Genomic DNA, 20,721 nt, shown 5'->3' on the forward strand with positions numbered 1-20,721 from the left:
CATAATGGCTGCATTGCCAGTCTCCGCTGCAGACCAGGTCAATCAGGAACGGCTGCTCAACGTCGAAAAGGAGCCGGGCAACTGGCTTCATCATCATCAGAACTACGCGGCTCACCGGTTCTCCAGTCTGAAGGAGATCAACCGCGATAACGTGAAGAACCTGAAGGTCGCCTGGACGATGCACCTCGGTGGCATCGAAAGCGGCGGCATCTGGAGCCATGGCGGGCTGGAAGGCACTCCGATTGCCGAGAACGGCTTTCTCTACGTCACCGATGGATGGGGCTCGGTCTACAAGATCGATGCGCATGGCGGCCGCGGTGTGCTGGTCTGGAAGATGGATCCCAAGACGGACCGCGACTGGGCTGGTGCTGTGGCGTGCTGCGGCGTCGACAACCGCGGCGTAGCGCTGTGGGGTGATCAGGTCATTTCCCATACGCTCGATGGCCGGCTGATCGCGACCAACAAGGAAACCGGCCAGGTCGCCTGGCAGCGTACCGTTGCCGATCCGGACAAGGGCGAGACGATCACCGGTGCGCCGCTGATCGTGAAGAACATGGCAATCACGGGCGTTGCCGGCGCGGAGTACGGCATCCGTGGCTGGCTCGCCGCCACCGACCTCGCGACCCAGAAGGAGGTCTGGCGCACCTACACAATCCCGGGCAAGGGCGAGCCCGGCAGCGAAACCTGGAAAGATAGCAACAACGCGGCTGCCGCCGGCGGCGGTTCAACCTGGGTAACCGGCACCTACGATCCCGCGACCGACACCATCATCTGGGGTATCGGTAACCCCGGGCCGGACTGGGATAATGAATACCGGCCAGGCGACAACCTTTACACCGACAGCTCGCTGGCCCTTGACGCCACGACCGGCAAGATCAAGTGGCACTATCAGCACACGCCGAATGACCCTTACGACTATGACAGCGTGGCGGAAAACGTGCTGGTCGATGTTCCCGGACCCAGTGGTCCGCGGAAGCTCGCGCTCGAGGCGGATCGCAACGGCTTCGCCTATGCGATCGATCGCACCACCGGCAAGTTCGTCTGGGGCCTGCCGTTCGTCAAGAAAGTCACATGGACCAAAGGGCTCGACCCGGAGAGCGGCAAGCCGATCGAGTATGACCCGAACAAGTCCGTGCAGACCTACATCGCGTCGGTGACGCCAAGCCGCACCAACATGGAAACCGATATCTGCCCCGGCAACATGGGCGGCAAGAACTGGCCACCGACGGCCTACAATCCGGATCTGAAGCTCTGGTACATCCCGGTGATCGAGAGCTGCAATCGCATCAAGGTTGAGGTGATGACGCCCGACAAACTGAAGCCGCGGGAGTTCTGGACCGGTGGCGGCCCGAGCCAGCCGTTCAGGATCACCGGCAGCGTGACGGCGATCGACGTGACCACCGGCAAGATCGCCCAAAAATTGGAAACGCCGTTTCCCAATCTGGGCGGCATGCTTGCGACCCCCGACCTCGTCTTCACCGGTCAGCCATCCGGCGAAGTGCATGCGCTTGACGCCAAGTCGTTGCAGAAGCTCTGGGAGTTCAACACGGGCGGCGGCGTCAACGCACCGCCGATGACCTTTACGGTCGATGGCAAGCAGTACATCGCCATTCTGGTCGGCCTGGGCGGCGCCTGGGATAAGTGGTTCATCGATTCGACGCCCGAACTGAAGAAGATACAGCCGGGATCGATGCTCTACGTATTCGCACTCTGACATCCAAAAAAACGGAGGGGCCGCCAACCGCGGACCCTCCCGCTTCTTCGACGAAAGATGCAATGATGATCTTCAACAGATTCCCGGCGGCGGCGAGCATGCTGCTCGTGAGCGCCGTCGCCCTTAGTTTTTCGATGCCGGCCGCTGCTTACGGTCAGTCGGCGCAAGCGCCGGCTTCGGATCCGACCAATGCCGGCAAGGCAGTGTTCAACAAGGCCAATTGCATGGGCTGCCACAAATGGCACGGCAATGGCGGCGGCGGCTACGGCGGCGATGCGCTGTCGCTGCGCAAGACCGAGCTGACGCGGGATCAGATCATTGAAGCCGTCGGCTGCGGCCGGCCGGGCACGGGGATGCCGTTCTTCATGCGCGGCGCATACGATGAAGTGAAATGCTTCGATATGAATCGGCAGGATGCCGGAGCACAGATGCCGCCCGAGGGCGGAACGTTTCTGCGGTCGAAGGATATCGAAGCCGTCGCCGACTATGTGATCGCCCACATCAAGGGAGCCGGCGAGCCCACTTACACGGAATGCGTCGCCTTCTTCTCGAGCACGTCGCGGGTATGCGACGTCTACAAGACGCCGGCGCAGAAGCCGGATGATGCGACCGCCAGCATGGGAAAGGGCCAGTGATGCGCAGACCGAAACTGCCAAAAGTTCTCGCTGCGGGTCTGCTTGCCTGGACCGCGCTTGCAAGCTCCCCGGCACGAGCGGAAGAATTCAGCGGCAACGATCTGCGCGACATTCGCCTCGGCATGGCTGCGGGCGAGCTGTCGGAGTCCGGTTACGTCGACTTCTACTGCGCGATCGATCCGAAGCACACATTGGCCGGCTGGAAGAACTGGCGTGACTGTCCTGCAAGCGCGAGCGGGGCACGGGCAATCCGATTTGGTTATGATCCCTCGACCAGCCGGGACGGCACCATGGTGGCGGGTCATCCGGCGATCCTGACCTTGCTGATCGACGATACCGGGCACGTTGCCGGTTTGCAGATCGAGACCGATCCGAAGGCGCGTCTCTATCTCCGGAAGAAGGCGTTTCTCCTCGGGTTACAGGCCAAATCGCGCTACGGCCCGGACGGCTGGGCATGCACCGAGGGCCAGCCGGGTGCAGGAGACCAGCCCGTGGGAGGCATCCACCTCAAGGAGCGCTGCACCAAGACGATCAGTGGCCGTTCGCTCGTTGTCGAACGTAACCTGTTCCGCCGGCCCGATCAGGACATCAAGAATTTTGTCGACGAAACTCGAATCAGCATCCTGCGAGCCAAGGATTAGCAGCTCTCAATGATGCGGGTGCGGTGCGCCGATCCTCACGGCTGCCGATATCAGGGTTGAGTAACGGCCGTTCGACCTTGCATAATCCCCACTCAGGCGGAGGAACAGCGATGGAAACGCGGGTCTTTGGGCGCACGGGAATGCGGCTCTCGGTGCTGGGCTTCGGCTGCGGCGCGGTGGGCGGATTGATGGTGCGCGGCGATGCTGCCGACCAGGAGCGGACCATCGCACGCGCGATTGCCGCAGGCGTCAACTACTTCGACACCGCGGTGCTGTACGGCGATGGCGAATCGGAAAAGAACCTTGGCCGCGTTTTGCAAAAGCTGAAACCGACGAATGTCGTCGTCGGCACCAAGGTCCGCGTGCCGGCCAGCGAGATCGGCCGCATTGATGATGCCGTCAGGACATCGCTCGAAGGCAGTCTGGCGCGGCTGCGTCTTGACCGGGTCGACATCCTTCATCTGCACAATCCGATTACCGGGAACGGCGGCGGATCGGCGCTGAGCGTCCGGCAGGTGCTCGACGAAGTGGTGCCGGCGTTCGAGCGCCTGCGTCGGCAGGGGAAGATTCGTTTCCTCGGGATGACGGCACTCGGCGACACGGCGGCGCTGCATCAGGTGATCGATGCGCGCGTGTTCGACAGCGCGCAGGTGGTCTACAACATGCTCAATCCGTCTGCGGCCTGCGAATTGCCGGCAAGCTATCCGGCGCAGGATTATGGACGATTGTTCGAACACACCCAGGCCGCGGGCGTTGGCGTCGTGGGCATCCGCGTGCTGGCCGGCGGCGCGCTGTCGGGCTCAGCCGAGCGTCACCCGATCGCGGGTCCGGCGCCCGAGCCGATTGGGTCGGCGATGAGTTACGACGCCGATATCGATCGCGCACGCCGCCTGATGCCGCTGGTAGAGGAGGGGTTCGCCGCCAGCCTGACCGAAGCCGCCACGCGGTTTGCACTGTCTCACCCGGCGATGGGCACGATCCTGGTCGGCATGGCGACGCCGCAACAATTCGAGGACGCACTCGCTGCTGCCGAAAAGGACCCGCTGCCGCAAGCTGCGCTCGACCGGCTCTCGGCGCTGCGGCAGGGATTTTCTGGCGAAGCTCGATGATCGCGCGAGTTGCCGCACTGTCCCGGGATTTCGCTTCGCTCATCCGGGCTACTTGCTGAGCTTCTGACCGACGGTCCACAGGGAGGCCAACAGGTTGGCCCCCTCCGTCATTGCGAGGAGCGTAGCGACGAAGCAATCCATGCCACGGCGCGGATAATGTGCATGCTTCGCTTCCCTCGCAATGACGATCTGAATCGCAGAGCGCCCGGCTACAACGTCACAACGATCTTGCCGAGGTGCTTGTTGGCTTCCATGTGCTCGAACGCCTTGCCGATCTCCGCGAACGGATAGACCTTGTCGATCGGCAGTTGCAGTTTTCGCGATTCCACCGCGCCCCAGATGTCTTTCCGGACCTCGTCAAAAATCTCGCGGACTTCCTCGATGGTGCGGGTGCGGAAGGTGACGCCGATATAGTTGATGCGGCGGGCGGCGTGCAGGTCGAAATTGAAATCGGCGTGGGTGCCGCCGAGCCGGCCGACATTGACGATGCGGCCCTTGACCTTCGTTGCCGCGAGATTCTGGTTCGCGACTTTGCCTGAGACCTGGTCGACGATCAGGTCGACGCCTTCGCCATTGGTCGCCTTCAGCACCTGATCGACCCAGCTGGGGTCGCTGGAGTCGATCGCGAGATCGGCGCCAAATTCCTTCAGCCGGCCGCGGCGCATCGCATCCGTGGATGAGCCGATCACGATTTTTGCGCCCTTGAATTTTGCGATCTGCATCGCCATCAGCCCTACGCCGGAACTGGCGCCCTGGATCAGCACGGTCTGTCCCGCCTGCAGCGCGCCGTTGGTCACCACTGCATTGTGCATGGTGGCGAGCGCGACGGGGAGGGTGGCGGCTTCCTCAAAGTTCATGTTCGAGGGCGCGCGGAACAGCCGGCCGTGATCGGCCAGCGTGTATTCGGCGAACGCCGCGCCGCCCGAGCCCATGATCTTGTCGCCGACCTTGATGCCCTTGGCGTCCGGGCCGAGCTCGGCGACTTCGCCCGCCCATTCCATGCCGAGCACGGTGCCGACGCCGCCGGCCGCGCCATGTACATGGCCCTTGGTCATGCCGAGATCGGCGCGGTTGAGGCCGCAGGCATGGACCTTGACCAGCACCTGCGTGCCCTTCGGCGAGGGTTTTGCGACGTCGGCAATCTCGGCGCCGCTGGCGCCGTAGACATAGGCTTTCATGGCTCTTCTCTTTCTTTGCTAATAGCGCGGCCGCCTATTTGGCGGCCTGTCGTTTTACTGGCGTTAAGCCGCCTATTCGGCGGCCTGACGGCGGGCGCCCGACATCATGCCTTCGAGCCGGCTCTGGATGATGGCTTCCGCATCGCGCATGATGCGCGACACCAGTTCGGCGCAGGTCGGAATGTCGTGGATCAGGCCCTGGACCTGGCCGGCCGACCAGATGCCTTCGTCGGCATCGCCTGACGCGTAGACCATCTTGCCGCGGGCGCCGGCGACGAGCTCGCGCACGTCCTCGAACTTCGCGCCTTCCTTCTCCATCGCGACGACCTTGGTCGAGATCGCGTTCTTGGCGACGCGCGAGGTGTTGCGCATGGTGCGGAAGATCAGTTCGGTCTCGCGCTCGTCGTTCGCAACGATGCGCTCCTTGACGAGCTGATGGATCGGGCTTTCCTTGGTGCACATGAAGCGCGTGCCCATGTTGATGCCCTCGGCGCCGAGCGCGAGTGCTGCGACCAGGCCGCGGCCGTCGCCGAACCCGCCCGAAGCGATCATCGGGATCTTGATCTTGTCGGCGGCGGCCGGGATCAGGATCAGGCCGGGCGTGTCGTCTTCGCCGGGATGGCCGGCGCATTCAAAGCCGTCGATCGAGAGCGCGTCGACGCCCATCCGCTCCGCCGACAGCCCGTGACGAACGCTGGTGCATTTGTGGATAATCTTGATGCCATGCTTCTTGAATTCGGTGACGTGTTCCTGCGGCTTGTTGCCCGCGGTCTCCACGATCTTGATGCCGGCCTCGATGATGGCCTGGCGATATTCCGCGTAGGGCGGCGGCTTGATCGCGGGGAGAATGGTGAGGTTGACGCCGAATGGCTTGTCGGTCATGTCGCGGCAGCGCGCGATTTCGCGTGTGAGATCCTCCGGCGTCGGCTGGGTCAGCGCGGTGATCAGCCCGAGCGCGCCGGCATTGGCAACGGCGGCGACGAGCTCGGCGCGTCCGACCCATTGCATGCCGCCCTGGACGATCGGGTGCTCAACGCCAACGAGCTCGGTGAATCGCGTCTTGATCATGTCTGCCCTCTGTTTCCCCGGCACGGGCGGCCCGTGCACGTCATTTTGTGAGATTTCGAGAGGCAGGATGCCGTCACCCCCTGCAAAAGTCTACCGGGAGCGGGTGGTGGTCAGGGCAAGGCCATCATGCAAAAGCGGGGCTTGTTCCGCAGTGCGAACAATTCCGCAAAGAGTCCGGCATTTCCGATGTTACCCGCGGACTGGACATGCCGACCTCCAATCGCGTTGGTAGTGCCTTACGAAGCCAACTCATCAAGTAGTGCGGCGGCTTCTTTGAGGTTCGGTGTCTCGAAGCCTTCGGTGAAGCAGGCATAGATCGGCGCGAGCAGGTCGCGGGCGTCGGTGCGCCTGTCTTGATCGCGCCAGAGGCGGGCCAAGCTGATGGCGGCGCGTAATTCCCAATGCCTCGCGTCCTGTTTCTGCGCTGTTTGAAGCGCGCGGCACAACCAGCGTTCGGCATCGTGTCGATCCGATGTGGTGATCAGCACCTCTGCCATGAGCCGACACAGCTCCGCCTCGTACCATCGCTCGTCGGTTCGCTCGACCACCGCCAAGGCCTCAACTAACAGGGTGATCCCTTCGGCGGTTCGGTTTGCTCGCCGGTGCGCTTCCGCCAGAAGACCAAGATAGTAAGGCACCTTGATCTCGGCACCCGTCGCCCGTTTCGCCGCCAGACCCCACTGTATCCTGCTGATGGCCTCCTCGATGGATCCTCCCAGCGCGAGCAGGGCCCATCCTCGGAAACAGGTCCCTGTTCCCACGAAGTGGGGAAAACCTTGTTCGGTGGCGAGGGTTACCAGCTCCTCGGCTCGTTCAGCGAGGATCGCGCCGTCGCCGCGAAGTTGGTGAAAGACACAATTGACGTGCAGAGCAAACGCCAATGTATAAGGCTGCGACAGCTCGCGCGCCCAGGCCAGCGCGTGTCGGCTTTGCACCAGCGCCTGATCCGATTGTCCCAGCAGCAGAAGTGTCCAGGCGACGAAACTATCGCAGATAACGCGGATGTCGTGGGGCGCCAGCCGTGGAGGTCGGTGCTCCGCCGGATCATAGAGGTTGAGCGCCTGCTTCAGATGGTTGAGCGCACGGCTGAATTTGGCGTGAAATAGATGGCTGATGCCCAAGTTCCGATGCGCCATCAGCTTGGTGTCGCTGTCATTTCGGTTTTCGGAAAGTACCGCTAACTCGTCCGCCAGCTGACGAGCGGCGCGGAACTCCGCGCGATTGTGCAAGAACGACCAGGCGCCGCCCAGGGCTATCGCCAGCTGGGATCCCTCCGGGGCCTCACGGCACAGCTCACGAGCACGGGCATACGCTTCACCGGCTTGAGGCGATGCCCATCCCTTGGCCGCCACGAGGGCCCCAGCAAGGGCGAGCTGAAGAGAAAGTTCGCTCGATTGGCGCTGCGGACTTTTCGGCAGGCTGGCAAGCAACTCGAGCGCCTTGCCAAAGTGCGCAGCGGCCTCGGCCATCGTCGAACGTTGGACGGCCAAGCGCCCAGCCTTGTCCCAATACTCAATTGCCTTTTCAACGAGGCCAGCCCCGGCACAATGCTGAGCCATGAGCTCGGGCTGAGCTGCGGCAATCTCCGAAAACTGGCGTTCCAGCGTGGTGGCAATACGGCCATGCAGTTGCTGCCGTCGGGCGCGCAGCAAGGTGCTGTAGGCCGCGTCCTGCACAAGCGCGTGCTTGAAGGTGTAGGTGGCATCCGGCGGGGTCCCGCGTCGGAACACCAGCTCGGCGCGTATGAGCTGCTCCAAAGCGCCCTCCAGCCGCAGTTGGGGCATTTCGGCGACGGCACTGATCAGCTCGTGGGAAAACTGACGCCCGAGCGTCGCCGCGATCTGCGCCACTTCTCGAGTTGGCGCCAATCGATCGAGCCGGGCCAGAAGCGAGGCCTGGAGAGTCGTCGGGATCGTCAAATGGTTTCCTGGGCCGGTCATCCATCCGCTTTCAAGGACAGACTTTGTCAACTCCTCGATGAATAACGGCACGCCATCCGTACGATCGATGATCTGGTCGGCAATCTCCTTGGGCAGCGTCTTGCCCCCGGTTACGTGCGCGATCATCTCGGCGCGGCGCCGTGGTGGCAAGCGGTTGAGGCTGAGCAATGTCACATGCGGACGGCCGACCCAGGGAGGCGTGAACTCCGGTCGAAATGTGAGAATCATCAGAACCCGCAGCGTCGCGGCTCGATCTATAAGGAGATCAAGCCACTCCAGCGTGGTGGGGTCGCTCCAATGGATGTCTTCCCATAGCATCAGCAGCGGCTGCCGCGCCGCGAGTCCTTCGACCTGCGCCACCTGCACATGAACCGTTTTCTCCTTGCGCTTCTGCGGCGTGAAATTGAGCGGCGGGTAGCGGTCGCCGGTCGGTATCGACAGCAAGTCCGCCAATAGAGGGACGGCTTCGCTCAGATCCTTGTTTGCAATAGCAAGCACCGCCACAAGCTTATCCAGGCGGGTCTCGGCCGTATCCTCGCGTCGAAATCCGGCCGCCTCCTCGAGCTGGGTGATGCTGGGATAAAACGCACTGTGCTGATGATGTGGCGAGCAGAAGTAACGCAGCCGCGTGTGCGGCTCCTTGCCCAACTGCTCCAGCAGGGTTTGTGCAATGCGCGACTTGCCGATGCCCGGCTCGCCTACGATCAGGACGACGGAACCGTCGCCGTCCTTTGCCCGCTCCCAGCGCCGCGTCAACAATGCGATCTCTTCCTCACGACCGATCAACGGCGTGCTGGCGGCCCGAAGGGCCTCGAACCGACTGCCGACCAGGCTCGCGCCCAAGGCCCGCCAGACATGCACCGGATAGTCAAATCCCGCGACGGGCAATGTGCCGAGATCGCGATAATCAAACAGGCCACCAAGCATGCGGCGCGTGCTGTCTGCGATGACGACCGTGTTCGGCTCGGCAAGCCCCTGAAGCCGTGCCGCAAGATTAGGGGTCTCACCAATGACCGCTTGTTCCTGAGCGGCGCCTTCGCCCAGCAGATCACCGACGACTACGAGCCCGGTGGCGATACCCACACGCGCCTGCAGCGAGGTCTCCGGCCTCGCATCGAGCTGGGCCATGGACTCGATCAAGGCTAAGCCCGCGCGCACCGCTTGTTCGGCGTCCTCCTCGTGTGCCTGCGGGTAACCGAAATATGCCAGCACACCGTCACCGAGATATTTGGCAACAAAGCCGCCGGAGTTGGTGATCACCTCGGCGCAACGGCGGTGATAGGCGCCGATGATGTCGCGTAGCTCCTCCGGATCGAGCCGAGCCGACAGAGCCGTGGAACCAACGAGGTCGACGAACATGACCGTGAGCTGGCGACGTTCGGCTTCGGGAACCTTGCCGCCGGACCCGAAAGGTTCGGCCGTGTCACGACAAGTTTCAGGCCGCAACGCGGCGATCGCATCGAGGAGAATACGGCGATGTCCGACCGCCGTCACGCCGAGGTCTTTGAGGTCCTCGGCGGTCAGCTTGGGCAGGATTGCCTCGTCGATCGCATTTTCCCGGAATGCCTGCTCGTGGCGTTCCAGGCCGAGGCCGCGCAGCCAGGAAGAGATATCCATGGCGTTCACACTTGGCCACTCTCATCCACTTCGCCGCCACGTTAGCCGTGCGCTGTCGGTCGGGCCGCTCGCGGACCAATCCGTGGCACCAGGATGAGAACGCCAGTTTATCCCACTCCATCGAGTGAAACACGCCCTTTTTGGCTTGTGAGGTCATGCACGGCGATGGCGGATGGCGCGAGCGTGCCGAAGCCAGATGGGCGGTTGCTTGCATGGTCGAATTCCGGCCGAGGCTGCAGTCTCTCTCGTCAGGTTATCGAATATCCGAGCCGCGTTTCGGTGCTCGAAGTGCGTAGAGTCTTTGGTAGATCATCGACTCCGGTATCCAATCAAGCAAGGTGTGTCCAAGCGGCAGCTTGATCAGGCCAGCGATAATTCTGGATGAAGGCGGATACCAATAAACCGACAGGTTATAAAATTTAAGGGGAGTGAACCCCAAAGTCGTAAACTCGTGCATCAATCGCTTATGACTGAAGTGCCTCCTGTAGTCCACAATCGGACCCGAGAGCAGAAGTATCTTGCCAGCGTGTTCTTTGGCAACTTTCTCCAAGAACGCTCCCTGCTCTTGAAAGGACAGATAGTAGACGCATTCGAGGGCCGCGATCACGTCGTACCCCTCGAATGACGCTTGCAAAAAATCAGCGCATTCAAATCGGGCATTTGGCAGGTTCAGCGATCTAGCGCGAGCAATCGCCACATCGCTTATGTCGATGCCAACCACGGATCGTGCTTTGCTGAAAGTTGCGTGAGTCAGGTGGCCTTCGCCGCAACCGAGTTCAAGAACAGATTTGTTCCGGATGAATGGCTTCAGGCGTCGGCGCAAGACCTTATCCCTGAATTGTGCGTGGGAAATATGCCAGGGGTCAGGAGTTGCGTAGTAGAGATTGAAATCTGCGGCTGTTCGCATTGCTGGTTTCCGCATTGCGCCTGTTAGAAAACAAAAGTTCTTCGCGATCTCCCAAAACCGATTGTCTGTGCCGCGCGGCGCGATCCCGGCGCTTCGAGACTTTCCTTTGGGGGCAACGCCTATTGCATTTTCACCCTTTCGCGCCATCGCGCTTCGAAACTGTCAGAATCTTTCGGTGCCCAGGCTTGTGCGTCTAACGGATTGTCAGGCTTCTCGGTGCCAACACTTGTAACTTCTCTGTTGGAAACGGGTTGCGCGGACGCCTCCTTGGGCCATTCCAACAACGATTTCGAAAGCATGGGCTTGCCTTCATACCAGCACTTTCGTCCATCGATCAGACGATAGGACCACCAACGCCCGTGCGGATTTGATGGCGCTGCGGCGCTGCATTGTTGTTTGGCCTGCGCGTTTGGCGTCCCAACTGGCAAGAGCGTAGCAATCCCGGCGGCCAAGGCGATTGCTGGCAGTTTCCTCATTTGCGCACTGAAGGACTGCTCCGTTGCTGCAAGCGGCTTACAGCAACAACCAAATCGGGGCGTTCGAGAACTTCCACGAGCTTGTCGAGGATATGCTCATTGTTTTGCGGTCGGGGCCGAAGGTATTCTTCCAGTATGAGTTGCGCTTCGTTAATCGCCTGAAGAGCCAATTGTTGATCAGTCATCTCTTCTTCCCCATCAAAGAAATGCCGTCCGGCCGGGAAAAAGGAGCAAGAAATCAAGCCGCCTTTTGGGAGATATCCCCGCTTTTTTTGATTACCCGATCAATTTTTGTTTCACTGCGGGAGGCCTGCAGCGCCTGATCGCGGCGCTTCCTGGTTCCACGCCGCACTCACGGATGCGGTCTGCATCATAAGCCGTGTCCGCCAGCGCGATGGTGCGCGGGCCGAGGTCATCCCCGTTGGCGGACGCTGGAGGCGCTCAGGCCGAGCTTGCCGTCGCCACCCAGCCGCGGAACGAGAAGGCGGCATAGAAGAGCTCGACATCCGAGAATCCGGCCTCGCAAAGCAGCACTTCCTCTTCGGCAACGGAAAGCAGGGGCAGCCCGGCCATTCTCACGGCGGAGGCAATGGCCTTCTCCCGATCAACGCTGGCGCGGTCGGCAAAGGCCGCCGAGCGCGCCATCCAGCGTTCCGCACCTCCGCTCGGTACGCTGTGATGGGCGACAACAAGGCGTGCGTCCGGCTTCAGCCGACGTCGGATCTCCTGCAACGTTAGCAGCCGCTCGCTCTTATCAAGAAAGTGCAGCGTGAGCAGACATGCCGCTCCGTCGAACGACCCCGACGGTGCCGCACCGACGGTACCCTCTATCAGCTCGATCCGATCGTTGAACGGCTCGATACTGCGGCGCGCAAGGTCGAGCATGGCGGCGGAGGGGTCGACGCCGGTGAATACCCATTCCCGCCGGGCTTCAGCCATCGCCTTCAGCTCCATGCCCCCTCCCGCACCGACCACGAGAATATGAGCCGCTTGCTGTGCCCGCTCGCTGAGGAGCAGCATCGCCATGCGATGGAGATCGGCCAGCCCCGGCACCTTCCGTGGCGTATCGTCCGCATAGGTTGCGACCATAGCCGGGTTCGAGAACGGTCCTTGGCTTTTTGTGTTGGCGTTGGGGGTGGACATCGGAATTCCAGAGCATGTATCAGATGGAGCTACAAAAGGGTGTGCGGCTCATGTATCTTTAACAGATACGAATGAACTCGCCTCCTGTCAACGATCATGCGGTGCTTCGTGCGCCGGTGACGCTCAGCGCATTGTTTGAGGTTTGAGGAGATGAACAGAGACACCAGGCTATCCGACGTCCTACATGTGCTGCTGCACTTGGGGCAAGTCAAAGAGCCGGTGACATCAGAGGTTCTGGCGAGAAGCATGGGCACCAACCCGGCCGTGTTCCGCCGGACCATGGCGGGCTTAAGGGAGGCAGGTCACGTCCAGTCCGGCAAGGGACATGGCGGCGGCTGGCAGTTGGCGCGCCCGCTGCACCGGATCAGTCTCCTCGCTGTTTATGAAGCGCTTGGCCGACCCAATCTCTTCGCCATTGGAAACCGCAGCGATCACCCTGACTGCCTGGTCGAAAGGAACGTCAACGCCGCTATGGCGGACACGATGGCACGAGCTGAAGCACTGTTCGTGGAGCGATTCGGACAGGTAACGCTGGACACGCTTGCGCCGGGAAAACCGGAACCGCTTTCGGTGCATTGCCGGAAGACTGTCTAAGTACGCTTGTTCAGTCCGCGCTTACGATAACGCACTTCACGGTAAACTGAGACCCGCCCCAGCGCCTTTGTGCTAGTGTGCCTGAGGCAATTTCTGCGTGTGTGCGGTCCAAGCGCATGCCAAAGGGACCAAAAAAGCTATGCATCTTCACCGAGCGTGGTCGGCTGATTGCGCTAGCCGTCGCGGTGGGGTTGGTGCTCGGCATGGTCGGACCTACCTCAGCACAGTTTTTTAATTTCGGCGGATATCAGCAGCGGCCGCAACCGCAACCACAGCGCGGCGGCGGCTGGTTTGGTAACGAACAACGCGGTGGCGGCTGGTTTGGTAACGACACGTTTGCGCCGTACCAGCAGCCGGCACCGCAGCCTCGTTATGGGCGGCAAGCGCCACCGGCGGTGCGCGAGGATTTTTCAAAGGCGCCGCCGCCCGACAAACGCAACACTGTACCGGAGCGCCACATTCTTGTGCTCGGTGACTCCATGGCGGACTGGCTCGCCTACGGGCTTGAGGAGGTCTATGCCGATCAGCCTGAGATGGGTGTGATCCGCAAACACAAGTCAGTGTCCGGCCTGATCAAGTATCAGCCGAAGGGCGATCCAGCCGATTGGGCCGCTGCCGCCAAAGGCATTCTCGCCAACGAAAAAGCAGACGCCATTGTCGTCATGCTCGGACTTGAGGACCGCGTCGCGATCCGCGAGCCGGCAGCCGAAAAATCCCCCAGTAAATCGGCGGACAAGAAGGACGACGACAAGAAGGACGCCAAGGCCAAACCTGATGGCAAGCCTTCGGGCGAAAAACCCGCGGCGAAGCCGGATGACGCAACCAAGGTGACGGATCCCGAATTGTCGCCAGACGATGCCGCCGACAACAGTGATGCGCGGCCGCTCACAGGACCGGAGAAGAGCGAGCGCTCGCCGAACGGCCTCCATGAGTTTCGCGAGAAACGCTGGGTCGAACTCTACAGAGAAAAGATCGACGAGCTGATCGGCGTGCTCAAGTCCAAGGGTGTGCCGGTGCTGTGGGTAGGTCTGCCGGTGGTGCGCGGCCCCAAGGCGACCGCCGACATGGCGTTTCTGGATACGCTCTATCGAGATGCGGCCGGCAAGGCCGGCATCACCTATGTCGATGTCTGGGACGGATTTGTCGATGAAGCCGGCCGCTTTTCACAGCAAGGCCCCGATTTCGAAGGGCAGATCCGCCGGCTGCGCTCCTCCGATGGCGTGTACTTCACCAAGGCCGGCGCGCTCAAGCTCGCGCATTATGCCGAGCGCGAAATCAACCGGCTGTTGGCTGCGCGCTCCGGGCCGATTGTGCTGCCCACCGAACCGGCAACGCCCGACACCAGCGCGCGGCCGGACCAGCCGGCGCCGCGTCCGCTGGCCGGGCCGATCGTTCCCTTGGTGGGCTCCTCGGTCAGCACGGATCGATTGCTCGGCGGTCCGGGGTCGCGGCCGGTGACGATGGATGCGCAAGCAGCTCGGTTCCTGATCACAGGTGAGCCGTTGTCGGCACCAGCCGGTCGCGCCGATGATTTTGCCTGGCCGCGACGCGAAATTGGACGCGAAGGGACCAAGGGTGAGACGCCAGTGGCATCAACAGCGCTCGATGCCAACGCACGGGCGCCGGCGGCGTCGCTAAAGCCGAAAAAGCATCGCCGATAGGGCCCAATCGCTTTTAGTGCTCCCGAACAACCGCTGTGCCAACCCTATGACGCACGGTTGAGAAAGATCGGCAGACCTCGCTTATTGCCGTAGATGGGGCGATATCGCTCCGTGTTGTACGTGCTGGCGACGTCCAATTTGCGCGGCCCGAGCTTGGCGTCAGGGATGGGCACGAGGTCGTAGCGTCCCTCCACCAACGCCGACATGAGGCCGGTCTTGCCTTCCAGGATGGCATCGTATGCCATGTTACCGAAAGTCAGGGCCACGAGCTTGTCCATGAAGTCCGGGTTGCCAGATCGCAGGTCGTAGGTGAGGTCAGACGTGATCGTCTCCTCGCCGACGCGCCGCTTGATCTCGTCGGCGAACGATTCCGCCACGCTTGCCTTCTTGCGATGGCCATAGGCATCGGGCTCACCGTATTCCTGCACCTCGTAGCCCTCCCACGCGGCGCCCTCGCTGAGCACGACCAGCGCGTAGTTGCTTGGGTTGGCGCGCTTGTCCTCCAGGAGCAGCTGGGTCAGCTTGTCGAGATCGACCTTGTACTCCGGTATGACGCACCGTATCGAGGTGGCGTACGCGGTGTAGAGTGCCGTAAATCCGGCATCGCGGCCAAAGACGCGGAAAATGCCGATTCGCTCGTGCGATCCGACGGTGGTGCGCTGCCGCTGGATGGCGTCGCTGGCGCGGGTGATCGCGGTCGAGAAGCCGATGCAGTACTCGGTGTTGCGGACGTCGTTGTCCATGGTCTTCGGGATGGCGATGATCTTGACGCCGAGGTCGTTGAGCTTGGCTGCGTAACTGAGCGTGTCGTCGCCGCCGATGGCGATCAGATGTTCGATGCCGAGCCCCGAGAGGTTCGCCAGCACCTGGCCGGTGACGTCCCACGTCCTGGTTGCGATGCCGCCCTTGGTGCTGAGCGAGGCTGGAAAGTCTTGGCCTGCGAGATGATCCGGCAGCTTCTTCATCCTGGACGGGTTGGTGCGACTCGAGTGGAGCACGGTGCCGCCGCTCCGGTCTATGGTGCGCGTGTTGTCACGGTTCAGCGGGATGATGTAGTGGGACCTCGAGGCCGGGTCCTCGAGGTTCACGTGCGTGAGGGCCTCCCAACCACGACGGAGGCCGACGACCTCGATGTCGTTCTCGCTGCCGCGATATGTCACGCTCTTGATGACTGCGTTGAGACCGGGAACGTCGCCGCCGCCCGTGAGAATGCCGATGCGCCTTTTTGCCATACCCACCTCGCAGGCGGTCCCTTACTCGGCCGCTTCCGGCTTGCGCTCCTCGCGCACTTGAAAGCGATCCAGCAGTGAGGACACGGTGTCGCGGAAGCCACCATACTCAAGCTCGGAATAGGGCAGCATCGCGGCGCCAGACCAGCCTTGGCTGCGCATCTCGATTGCCTTGCGCTGGGCGCGACGGCGGACCTCGTCCCACGCCGGGTTGTCGAAGAAATCGGTAAAGGACTCCGAAAAACGGCCGTCCTTGTCGATCGAAAAGCCGGTGCAGGAAACGATCGGCAGGCAGTACATGCCTGTCACCGGAGTGTTGAGCGGCACGGGCATCAGCGGCATCACGTGCGAGCCGCGCGCATCGCCGCCCACGAAGTGCGCCTTCGCGAACGGCGAGATGATCTCTTCCGGAGCCGGGAAAATCCCCTGGTTCCTGATGATCGCGACCGGATCGTCCTTACCAGTGTACTTGCCTGCGATCGCGTGAAGACGCTGCGCCGAAACGGCGACGGCGACCTCGCCATGGGTCCGGGAGACGATGCGATCTATGCCAAAGCGCTCGTTGTCGCGGAGCAGCGCGGCAATGTGGTAGCCATCCGCGGGCGCGTCGAGTTCGATCACGCTGTCGCCAGACGTGTTGTCCATGTCGATGACATGGAAACGGAATCCCTTGATCATCGGGGGCAGCATCAGCCCGGCGCAATACATGGGATCGGCAAAGGCGAGGTAGAGCGGCAGGTTGTAGGCGCCGGGACCGCATTTGTCGGCGGCGAACACCATGAAGGACTCCGCAGCTCTCGTGCCCGAGAGGCTGTGGTCGAAGCTGAGCTCGGCGACGCCCGGTCCGGCGCCGCGAACGTTTCCAGAAGGTGCGTCGACGAGAAGATCCTGGCCGGCGCCATAAAGCCCGGAGGTTTTCGCTACCGAGGTGGCCGCGAGGAACGCCTTCCAGGCGAGTTGATGCACCTCGGAGCTCCCTTCGCCCCGTGTGTGCGTCATGATGATCGCAATGTCGTCGCCGGTATGGCAGACGAAGCCGTCGATCAGCAGGCCATCGCAGATCGCCTTCGCGACCTCGCCCTCGACAGCTGCCATCATGCGTGTAGACGGTTTCGTGTGGCCGCCGACGGAGCCTATGTCAGCCTTGATGACCGAAAGGGTGAGTCTCATGAGCGTTTCCTCCGACCAGCGCAGCAAGGCGCCTCGGCGCTTGCTGCGCCGGGGCGCTGCTCATTCGCGAAAAAAGAACGTCTTAGGTTCCGTTAGGTTCCACGAGAGCCTTTCTCGAAGAGGTTCATCCGGTAGCCGGCATCATCGATCACCGTAAAGGTCATTCCAGAAGCGATAGGATAACTAGTTCATGCGCCGCCATTTGCTGCGGTGTACGAGTCCGCTATTTGGCACTTTTCGAAAGCGGGGCGGTTTCCGAAAGCGCACATCGGCCGATCAGTCCGAATTAATGGGTTCACGTCATATGTTTCAGGTGACGCGGTCTACTGCATGAACTCGTTGGTGAGTTCGCCGATGCCATCGATCGCAACCGTCACGGTGTTGACCGGCTCCTTCATGACGCCGACGGACGTGCCGCAGGCGATCAGATCGCCGGGCAGGGGCGTCATGTCGTGGGAGATCTTGCTGACGAGCTCCTGCGCGCTGAAGATCATGTCTGATATGGGATAGTTCTGACTATTCGTTCGGCTCTTCGTCTCTTTCCAGCTGCGGTTTTTCATATAAGACTGCGTTCAACAAAGAACGATGCACCTCGATCTTTCCGTTATAGCTGATCAATCCAAGCTTGCGAAATTTGTTCAGAAAGTAACTCACCCGGGGGCGGGTCGTTCCGATCATCTCCGCCAAGGTTGCTTGATTGATCGAAGCATCGATTGGCGTTGGCTTTCCATTTTTTCCGAAATTGGCCAGCAGCAGAAGAAGGCGCGCGAGCCGCTTCTCGCTCGAATTGAATAGCTGGTCGATCAAATCTTCTTCAATGCGATTGCTCCGGGTCACCAGGTAAGCCACGAAAAGTTCTGAAAACCTTGGCTCCTTGCGGAGCGCCGCCAGCATCGCCTTCCGCGTTATTGAGGTGATAACGCACTCCTCCATCGCCCTCGCGGTTCCAACGCGGACCGCCTGGCCATTCAAACACCCCTCGCCGAAAAATTGCGCAGTCTCCAATATGCCGACGACTGCTTCTTTGCCCTGCTCGGAAACAACGGTGACCTTGACCTTGCCTGATTGGACATAAAAAATCCTATCAGCCTCTTCGCCTTGGGCGAAGATGATCCGGCCTTTACGGTACTTCACTATCGCTTTGCCGGTCCCGACTTTGGCTAGAAAAACCTGAGGATCGAACGATCGCTTTGCTGACTTCACAAGCCCCTCCTTTGGACCAGCGATGCCTAAATATTAAAAATGGGGCGGTGTGGTCAATATTGACCAGCGGACCAGTTTCCCAAGTGAGAAAATCAACCGGTCAGTAGCCGGTGTCCGGCAGCGTGTTGTGCACCCGCCTGATCCAAAAAGGGGTGCCCGCATGCCCGGCTCTCATGCGTTACCAACCGGCCCGCCGCTTAGCGTTATAGAGCGCCCGCGCTGTCAGCACTGCCAGACCCGCACGGTCCTGGCCCGCATTGCGCCCGGCCCAGCCGGGTACGAACTCCGCACTTTCGCGTGCCCCAAGTGTGATCGTGCCCAGAGAACCCTGGTGGTCAGCGACCCCATGAGCGGTGACGCGAGAGGGTGGCTTGGCGGCGAGCTTAAATCCCCGGACTAGATTTTGGCAATGTCATGGAAGATTAAGAATGTCCGCTGAAGTAGCCCCCTCACCACCCCGGGTCCTATCAAGTTCGCGATGCGACCGTTGCTGCGGCGTTACCATGGTGCAGCGCATCACGCCTTCGCGAACGGGGTACGAGCATTGGACGCTGCGCTGCACACGCTGTGGCCACATCCAGCAGATGCAAGTTGTATCCAGCCCGTCGCAATCCGACCCTCTCGATTGGTTTGATGGCAATTTGTACTCACCGAAATGAGGCCCGGCATGCGTAACAGAAACAAGGTCGGCTATTTGACGCCGGACCATCTGGAAGAGCAGGCAGATGCGCGCGCCAGCGAGGCAAAGCAATTGCCTGAGGGAGAGGCGAGACAGAATGCGCTTCGCAACGCAGCACAGTTGAGGGTGTATGCCTCCATGAGGCGCGCATTCGCACCACAAACCGCCAAATCGAAATAGGATCGGGAGAACTGCAGAATGCCGGATTTTGGCCCAGAGATGATCCAAATCCTGAATTCAGCACGGGTTACAGCACAATGAGCGATGCACCTTCCGACGCGCGACGCTCCCTCCAGCGCAATTCTGTGAGAACCTCCATTGACGTGGATGCGGTCGCGAAGGCGGCTGGCGTCGTCCTTGATTTGCGTGATGAGGAACTGGCTTTCGAATTGCCCGGACGGTTGTTCGAACAACTGCCGTTTGCCGTTTATGTTTGTGACCGGGACGGGCTTGTTCTTCGATACAACCGCTGTGCTGCCGAATTATGGGGCCGGGCGCCCAAACTCCGCGATTCGGATGAACGGTTTTGCGGATCGTATCGAATGTTCCGCCCCGACGGCAGTCTGCTCCTGCACCATCAATGCCCCATGGCAACTGTGCTCCGCACCGGCATTTCCGTGCGTGAACAGGAAGTACACATCGAGCGACCTGACGGGTCGCGCGGCATCGCGCTCGTTGACATCGAGGCAATCAAGAATAGCGATGGAAACATTGTCGGCGCCGTCAACTGCTTCCAGGATGTAACGGAGCGCAAACGGAGCGAGGAGCAAATCGTCAATCTCGCGCGCGAGGCCGAGCATCGAACAAAGAACATTTTGGCCACTGTGCTGGCGACGGTTCGTCTTTCTCATTCCGCTACGTCTGATAATCTCAAGCAACTGATCGAAGGGCGCATTGATGCGCTCGCAAAGGTCCATACGCTGTTCGTGGAATCCCGCTGGGCGGGAGCCGAGCTTCACCGCCTGGTCACGCAGGAGCTTATGGCTTACGGCGGAGAGAGTAAGGTGCGCGTGCGCATTGACGGCCCAGCCGTCATGCTGGAGCCGAGCATGGCTCAGACCACTGCAATCTCCTTGCATGAGCTCGCGACCAACGCGGCAAAATACGGATCGCTATCGGCAACGCGTGGTCACGTTGAAATCACATGGCGCCTTACTGTAGACCGACGACTCATTTTGCGCTGGATCGAGTCGGGCGGACCGACCGTTACGCCGCCCACGCACCGCGGGTTCGGCACACGCATTATGGAAAATATGATTGGCCAACTCAGGGGTGAGGTGCGTTTTGATTGGCGCGACCAAGGGCTCACGTGCGAGATCGCCCTGCCGCTCGCGTAGTCTTGCCGCTACGGGCGACGGCAAAGTGCCTGAGCTGGCAACGACAGCCACGGCGCGCGGCGGTCTACGACTTGAGTCCCTAAATGCGCGCCAAAGCGGACATCGGACGACCATTCCTAATTATTGGGTTCAGGCCGTAGGTTTCAGACGACGCCCTCTACTGCCTGAACTCGTTGGTCGGTTCGCCGCTTGCCCACGTCAACTGACGACATTTCAGAATCTCAATTCCGCGGCGCAACGCTGACTTCGCGAACCACCAGACAAAGGCTGATCGTACCCACGATGACGGGAAGTAATCCCATGAGTATCCAAGCCAAATGCGTGCCAGCGCCGATCGTGCCAGAAGCAATCCAAATTCCAAAGGCAATGATACCTATTGAGATTGAGAAGGCAGGAATGTCGTGGCTTGTCATTCGCCTT

18 protein-coding genes and 1 pseudogene are annotated in these 20,721 nt (G+C 61.2%); 9 read left to right on the forward strand and 10 right to left on the reverse strand.

Going from position 1 to position 20,721, the window contains the following annotated elements; all coding sequences use genetic code 11:
- The first annotated feature begins 4 nt into the window (after positions 1 to 4).
- The 4 genes from IVB22_RS06380 to IVB22_RS06395 all read left to right on the forward strand — a co-directional run bounded on the left by IVB22_RS06380 (position 5) and on the right by IVB22_RS06395 (position 4,099).
- A complete protein-coding gene (locus IVB22_RS06380) occupies positions 5 to 1,714 on the forward strand; it encodes a PQQ-dependent dehydrogenase, methanol/ethanol family (RefSeq protein WP_247516447.1) in 1,710 nt (569 codons plus the stop codon).
- A 134-nt stretch (positions 1,715 to 1,848) separates the two neighbouring features.
- Entirely contained in the window at positions 1,849 to 2,349 is a 501-nt protein-coding gene (locus tag IVB22_RS06385; RefSeq protein ID WP_247516958.1) for a c-type cytochrome, read from the forward strand.
- The gene (locus tag IVB22_RS06390) at positions 2,349 to 2,990 is read left to right on the forward strand and encodes a hypothetical protein (protein ID WP_247516448.1); all 642 of its coding nucleotides are present in this window, start codon (positions 2,349 to 2,351) and stop codon (positions 2,988 to 2,990) included. Before IVB22_RS06385 ends, IVB22_RS06390 begins: the two co-directional genes overlap by 1 nt.
- Positions 2,991 to 3,100: 110 nt before the next feature.
- Positions 3,101 to 4,099 carry an aldo/keto reductase gene (locus tag IVB22_RS06395; protein ID WP_247516449.1) on the forward strand — a complete coding sequence of 333 codons (999 nt, stop codon included), beginning with the start codon at positions 3,101 to 3,103 and terminating at the stop codon, positions 4,097 to 4,099.
- A gap of 209 nt (positions 4,100 to 4,308) precedes the next feature.
- Here the strand turns inward: IVB22_RS06395 and IVB22_RS06400 are convergent, their stop codons facing one another.
- The 4 genes from IVB22_RS06400 to IVB22_RS06415 all read right to left on the reverse strand — a co-directional run bounded on the left by IVB22_RS06400 (position 4,309) and on the right by IVB22_RS06415 (position 10,956).
- Complete coding sequence (locus IVB22_RS06400; protein ID WP_247516450.1) at positions 4,309 to 5,277, reverse strand: zinc-binding dehydrogenase; 969 nt, start codon at positions 5,275 to 5,277, stop codon at positions 4,309 to 4,311.
- 72 nt (positions 5,278 to 5,349) lie between these two features.
- Positions 5,350 to 6,345, reverse strand: coding sequence for a nitronate monooxygenase family protein (locus IVB22_RS06405; RefSeq protein ID WP_247516451.1), 996 nt, complete (start codon positions 6,343 to 6,345; stop codon positions 5,350 to 5,352).
- A gap of 236 nt (positions 6,346 to 6,581) precedes the next feature.
- Positions 6,582 to 9,902, reverse strand: coding sequence for an adenylate/guanylate cyclase domain-containing protein (locus IVB22_RS06410; RefSeq protein ID WP_247516452.1), 3,321 nt, complete (start codon positions 9,900 to 9,902; stop codon positions 6,582 to 6,584).
- A gap of 253 nt (positions 9,903 to 10,155) precedes the next feature.
- Positions 10,156 to 10,956, reverse strand: coding sequence for a trans-aconitate 2-methyltransferase (locus IVB22_RS06415; protein WP_247516453.1), 801 nt, complete (start codon positions 10,954 to 10,956; stop codon positions 10,156 to 10,158).
- A gap of 352 nt (positions 10,957 to 11,308) precedes the next feature.
- On the opposite strand from IVB22_RS06415, the gene IVB22_RS06420 reads away from it, so the two are divergent.
- On the forward strand, positions 11,309 to 11,608 hold the full coding sequence (locus IVB22_RS06420; RefSeq protein ID WP_247516454.1) for a hypothetical protein: 300 nt from the start codon (positions 11,309 to 11,311) through the stop codon (positions 11,606 to 11,608).
- Between the two features lie 118 nt (positions 11,609 to 11,726).
- Here IVB22_RS06420 and IVB22_RS06425 read toward each other — a convergent pair whose 3' ends face one another.
- A complete protein-coding gene (locus IVB22_RS06425) occupies positions 11,727 to 12,428 on the reverse strand; it encodes a class I SAM-dependent methyltransferase (RefSeq protein ID WP_247516455.1) in 702 nt (233 codons plus the stop codon).
- Between the two features lie 150 nt (positions 12,429 to 12,578).
- On the opposite strand from IVB22_RS06425, the gene IVB22_RS06430 reads away from it, so the two are divergent.
- Positions 12,579 to 13,022, forward strand: a complete 444-nt coding sequence (locus IVB22_RS06430) for an Rrf2 family transcriptional regulator (RefSeq protein ID WP_247516456.1) — start codon at positions 12,579 to 12,581, stop codon at positions 13,020 to 13,022.
- Positions 13,023 to 13,138: 116 nt separating this feature from the next.
- Complete coding sequence (locus tag IVB22_RS06435; RefSeq protein WP_247516457.1) at positions 13,139 to 14,683, forward strand: SGNH family hydrolase; 1,545 nt, start codon at positions 13,139 to 13,141, stop codon at positions 14,681 to 14,683.
- A 44-nt stretch (positions 14,684 to 14,727) separates the two neighbouring features.
- Here the strand turns inward: IVB22_RS06435 and IVB22_RS06440 are convergent, their stop codons facing one another.
- The 4 genes and pseudogenes from IVB22_RS06440 to IVB22_RS06455 form a co-directional block, all read right to left on the reverse strand.
- A complete protein-coding gene (locus tag IVB22_RS06440) occupies positions 14,728 to 15,915 on the reverse strand; it encodes a 6-phosphofructokinase (protein WP_247516458.1) in 1,188 nt (395 codons plus the stop codon).
- 21 nt (positions 15,916 to 15,936) lie between these two features.
- Positions 15,937 to 17,082 carry a fructose-1,6-bisphosphatase gene (locus tag IVB22_RS06445; RefSeq protein ID WP_247516459.1) on the reverse strand — a complete coding sequence of 382 codons (1,146 nt, stop codon included), beginning with the start codon at positions 17,080 to 17,082 and terminating at the stop codon, positions 15,937 to 15,939.
- 323 nt (positions 17,083 to 17,405) lie between these two features.
- A pseudogene (locus IVB22_RS06450) lies at positions 17,406 to 17,597 on the reverse strand (fumarylacetoacetate hydrolase family protein); the annotation flags it as partial.
- A gap of 1 nt (position 17,598) precedes the next feature.
- On the reverse strand, positions 17,599 to 18,285 hold the full coding sequence (locus tag IVB22_RS06455) for a Crp/Fnr family transcriptional regulator (RefSeq protein WP_247516460.1): 687 nt from the start codon (positions 18,283 to 18,285) through the stop codon (positions 17,599 to 17,601).
- Between the two features lie 667 nt (positions 18,286 to 18,952).
- Between IVB22_RS06455 and IVB22_RS06460 the strand changes: the two genes are divergently transcribed.
- Together IVB22_RS06460 and IVB22_RS06465 are read left to right on the forward strand one after the other, a co-directional pair.
- Entirely contained in the window at positions 18,953 to 19,144 is a 192-nt protein-coding gene (locus IVB22_RS06460; RefSeq protein WP_247516461.1) for a hypothetical protein, read from the forward strand.
- Between the two features lie 77 nt (positions 19,145 to 19,221).
- Positions 19,222 to 20,301, forward strand: a complete 1,080-nt coding sequence (locus IVB22_RS06465) for a sensor histidine kinase (protein ID WP_247516462.1) — start codon at positions 19,222 to 19,224, stop codon at positions 20,299 to 20,301.
- A gap of 221 nt (positions 20,302 to 20,522) precedes the next feature.
- Here IVB22_RS06465 and IVB22_RS06470 read toward each other — a convergent pair whose 3' ends face one another.
- Positions 20,523 to 20,714: a hypothetical protein gene (locus IVB22_RS06470; RefSeq protein WP_247516463.1), complete on the reverse strand. Its 192-nt coding sequence runs from the start codon at positions 20,712 to 20,714 to the stop codon at positions 20,523 to 20,525.
- Positions 20,715 to 20,721: the final 7 nt, after the last annotated feature.

The sequence above is a fragment of the Bradyrhizobium sp. 190 genome (assembly GCF_023073415.1).
Classification (GTDB): Bacteria; Pseudomonadota; Alphaproteobacteria; order Rhizobiales; family Xanthobacteraceae; genus Bradyrhizobium.

Excerpts from the sequence above, each read along its gene's own strand:
- IVB22_RS06410 (WP_247516452.1), bottom strand. The coding sequence starts at position 9,902 with ATGGATATCTCTTCCTGGCTGCGCGGCCTCGGCCTGGAACGCCACGAG.
- IVB22_RS06460 (WP_247516461.1), top strand. The coding sequence starts at position 18,953 with ATGCGTAACAGAAACAAGGTCGGCTATTTGACGCCGGACCATCTGGAA.
- IVB22_RS06465 (WP_247516462.1), top strand. The coding sequence starts at position 19,222 with ATGAGCGATGCACCTTCCGACGCGCGACGCTCCCTCCAGCGCAATTCT.
- IVB22_RS06470 (WP_247516463.1), bottom strand. The coding sequence starts at position 20,714 with ATGACAAGCCACGACATTCCTGCCTTCTCAATCTCAATAGGTATCATT.
- IVB22_RS06415 (WP_247516453.1), bottom strand. The coding sequence starts at position 10,956 with ATGGCGCGAAAGGGTGAAAATGCAATAGGCGTTGCCCCCAAAGGAAAG.
- IVB22_RS06380 (WP_247516447.1), top strand. The coding sequence starts at position 5 with ATGGCTGCATTGCCAGTCTCCGCTGCAGACCAGGTCAATCAGGAACGG.
- IVB22_RS06430 (WP_247516456.1), top strand. The coding sequence starts at position 12,579 with ATGAACAGAGACACCAGGCTATCCGACGTCCTACATGTGCTGCTGCAC.
- IVB22_RS06385 (WP_247516958.1), top strand. The coding sequence starts at position 1,849 with ATGCCGGCCGCTGCTTACGGTCAGTCGGCGCAAGCGCCGGCTTCGGAT.
- IVB22_RS06390 (WP_247516448.1), top strand. The coding sequence starts at position 2,349 with ATGCGCAGACCGAAACTGCCAAAAGTTCTCGCTGCGGGTCTGCTTGCC.
- IVB22_RS06445 (WP_247516459.1), bottom strand. The coding sequence starts at position 17,082 with ATGAGACTCACCCTTTCGGTCATCAAGGCTGACATAGGCTCCGTCGGC.
- IVB22_RS06425 (WP_247516455.1), bottom strand. The coding sequence starts at position 12,428 with ATGTCCACCCCCAACGCCAACACAAAAAGCCAAGGACCGTTCTCGAAC.
- IVB22_RS06435 (WP_247516457.1), top strand. The coding sequence starts at position 13,139 with ATGCCAAAGGGACCAAAAAAGCTATGCATCTTCACCGAGCGTGGTCGG.
- IVB22_RS06395 (WP_247516449.1), top strand. The coding sequence starts at position 3,101 with ATGGAAACGCGGGTCTTTGGGCGCACGGGAATGCGGCTCTCGGTGCTG.
- IVB22_RS06440 (WP_247516458.1), bottom strand. The coding sequence starts at position 15,915 with ATGGCAAAAAGGCGCATCGGCATTCTCACGGGCGGCGGCGACGTTCCC.
- IVB22_RS06400 (WP_247516450.1), bottom strand. The coding sequence starts at position 5,277 with ATGAAAGCCTATGTCTACGGCGCCAGCGGCGCCGAGATTGCCGACGTC.
- IVB22_RS06405 (WP_247516451.1), bottom strand. The coding sequence starts at position 6,345 with ATGATCAAGACGCGATTCACCGAGCTCGTTGGCGTTGAGCACCCGATC.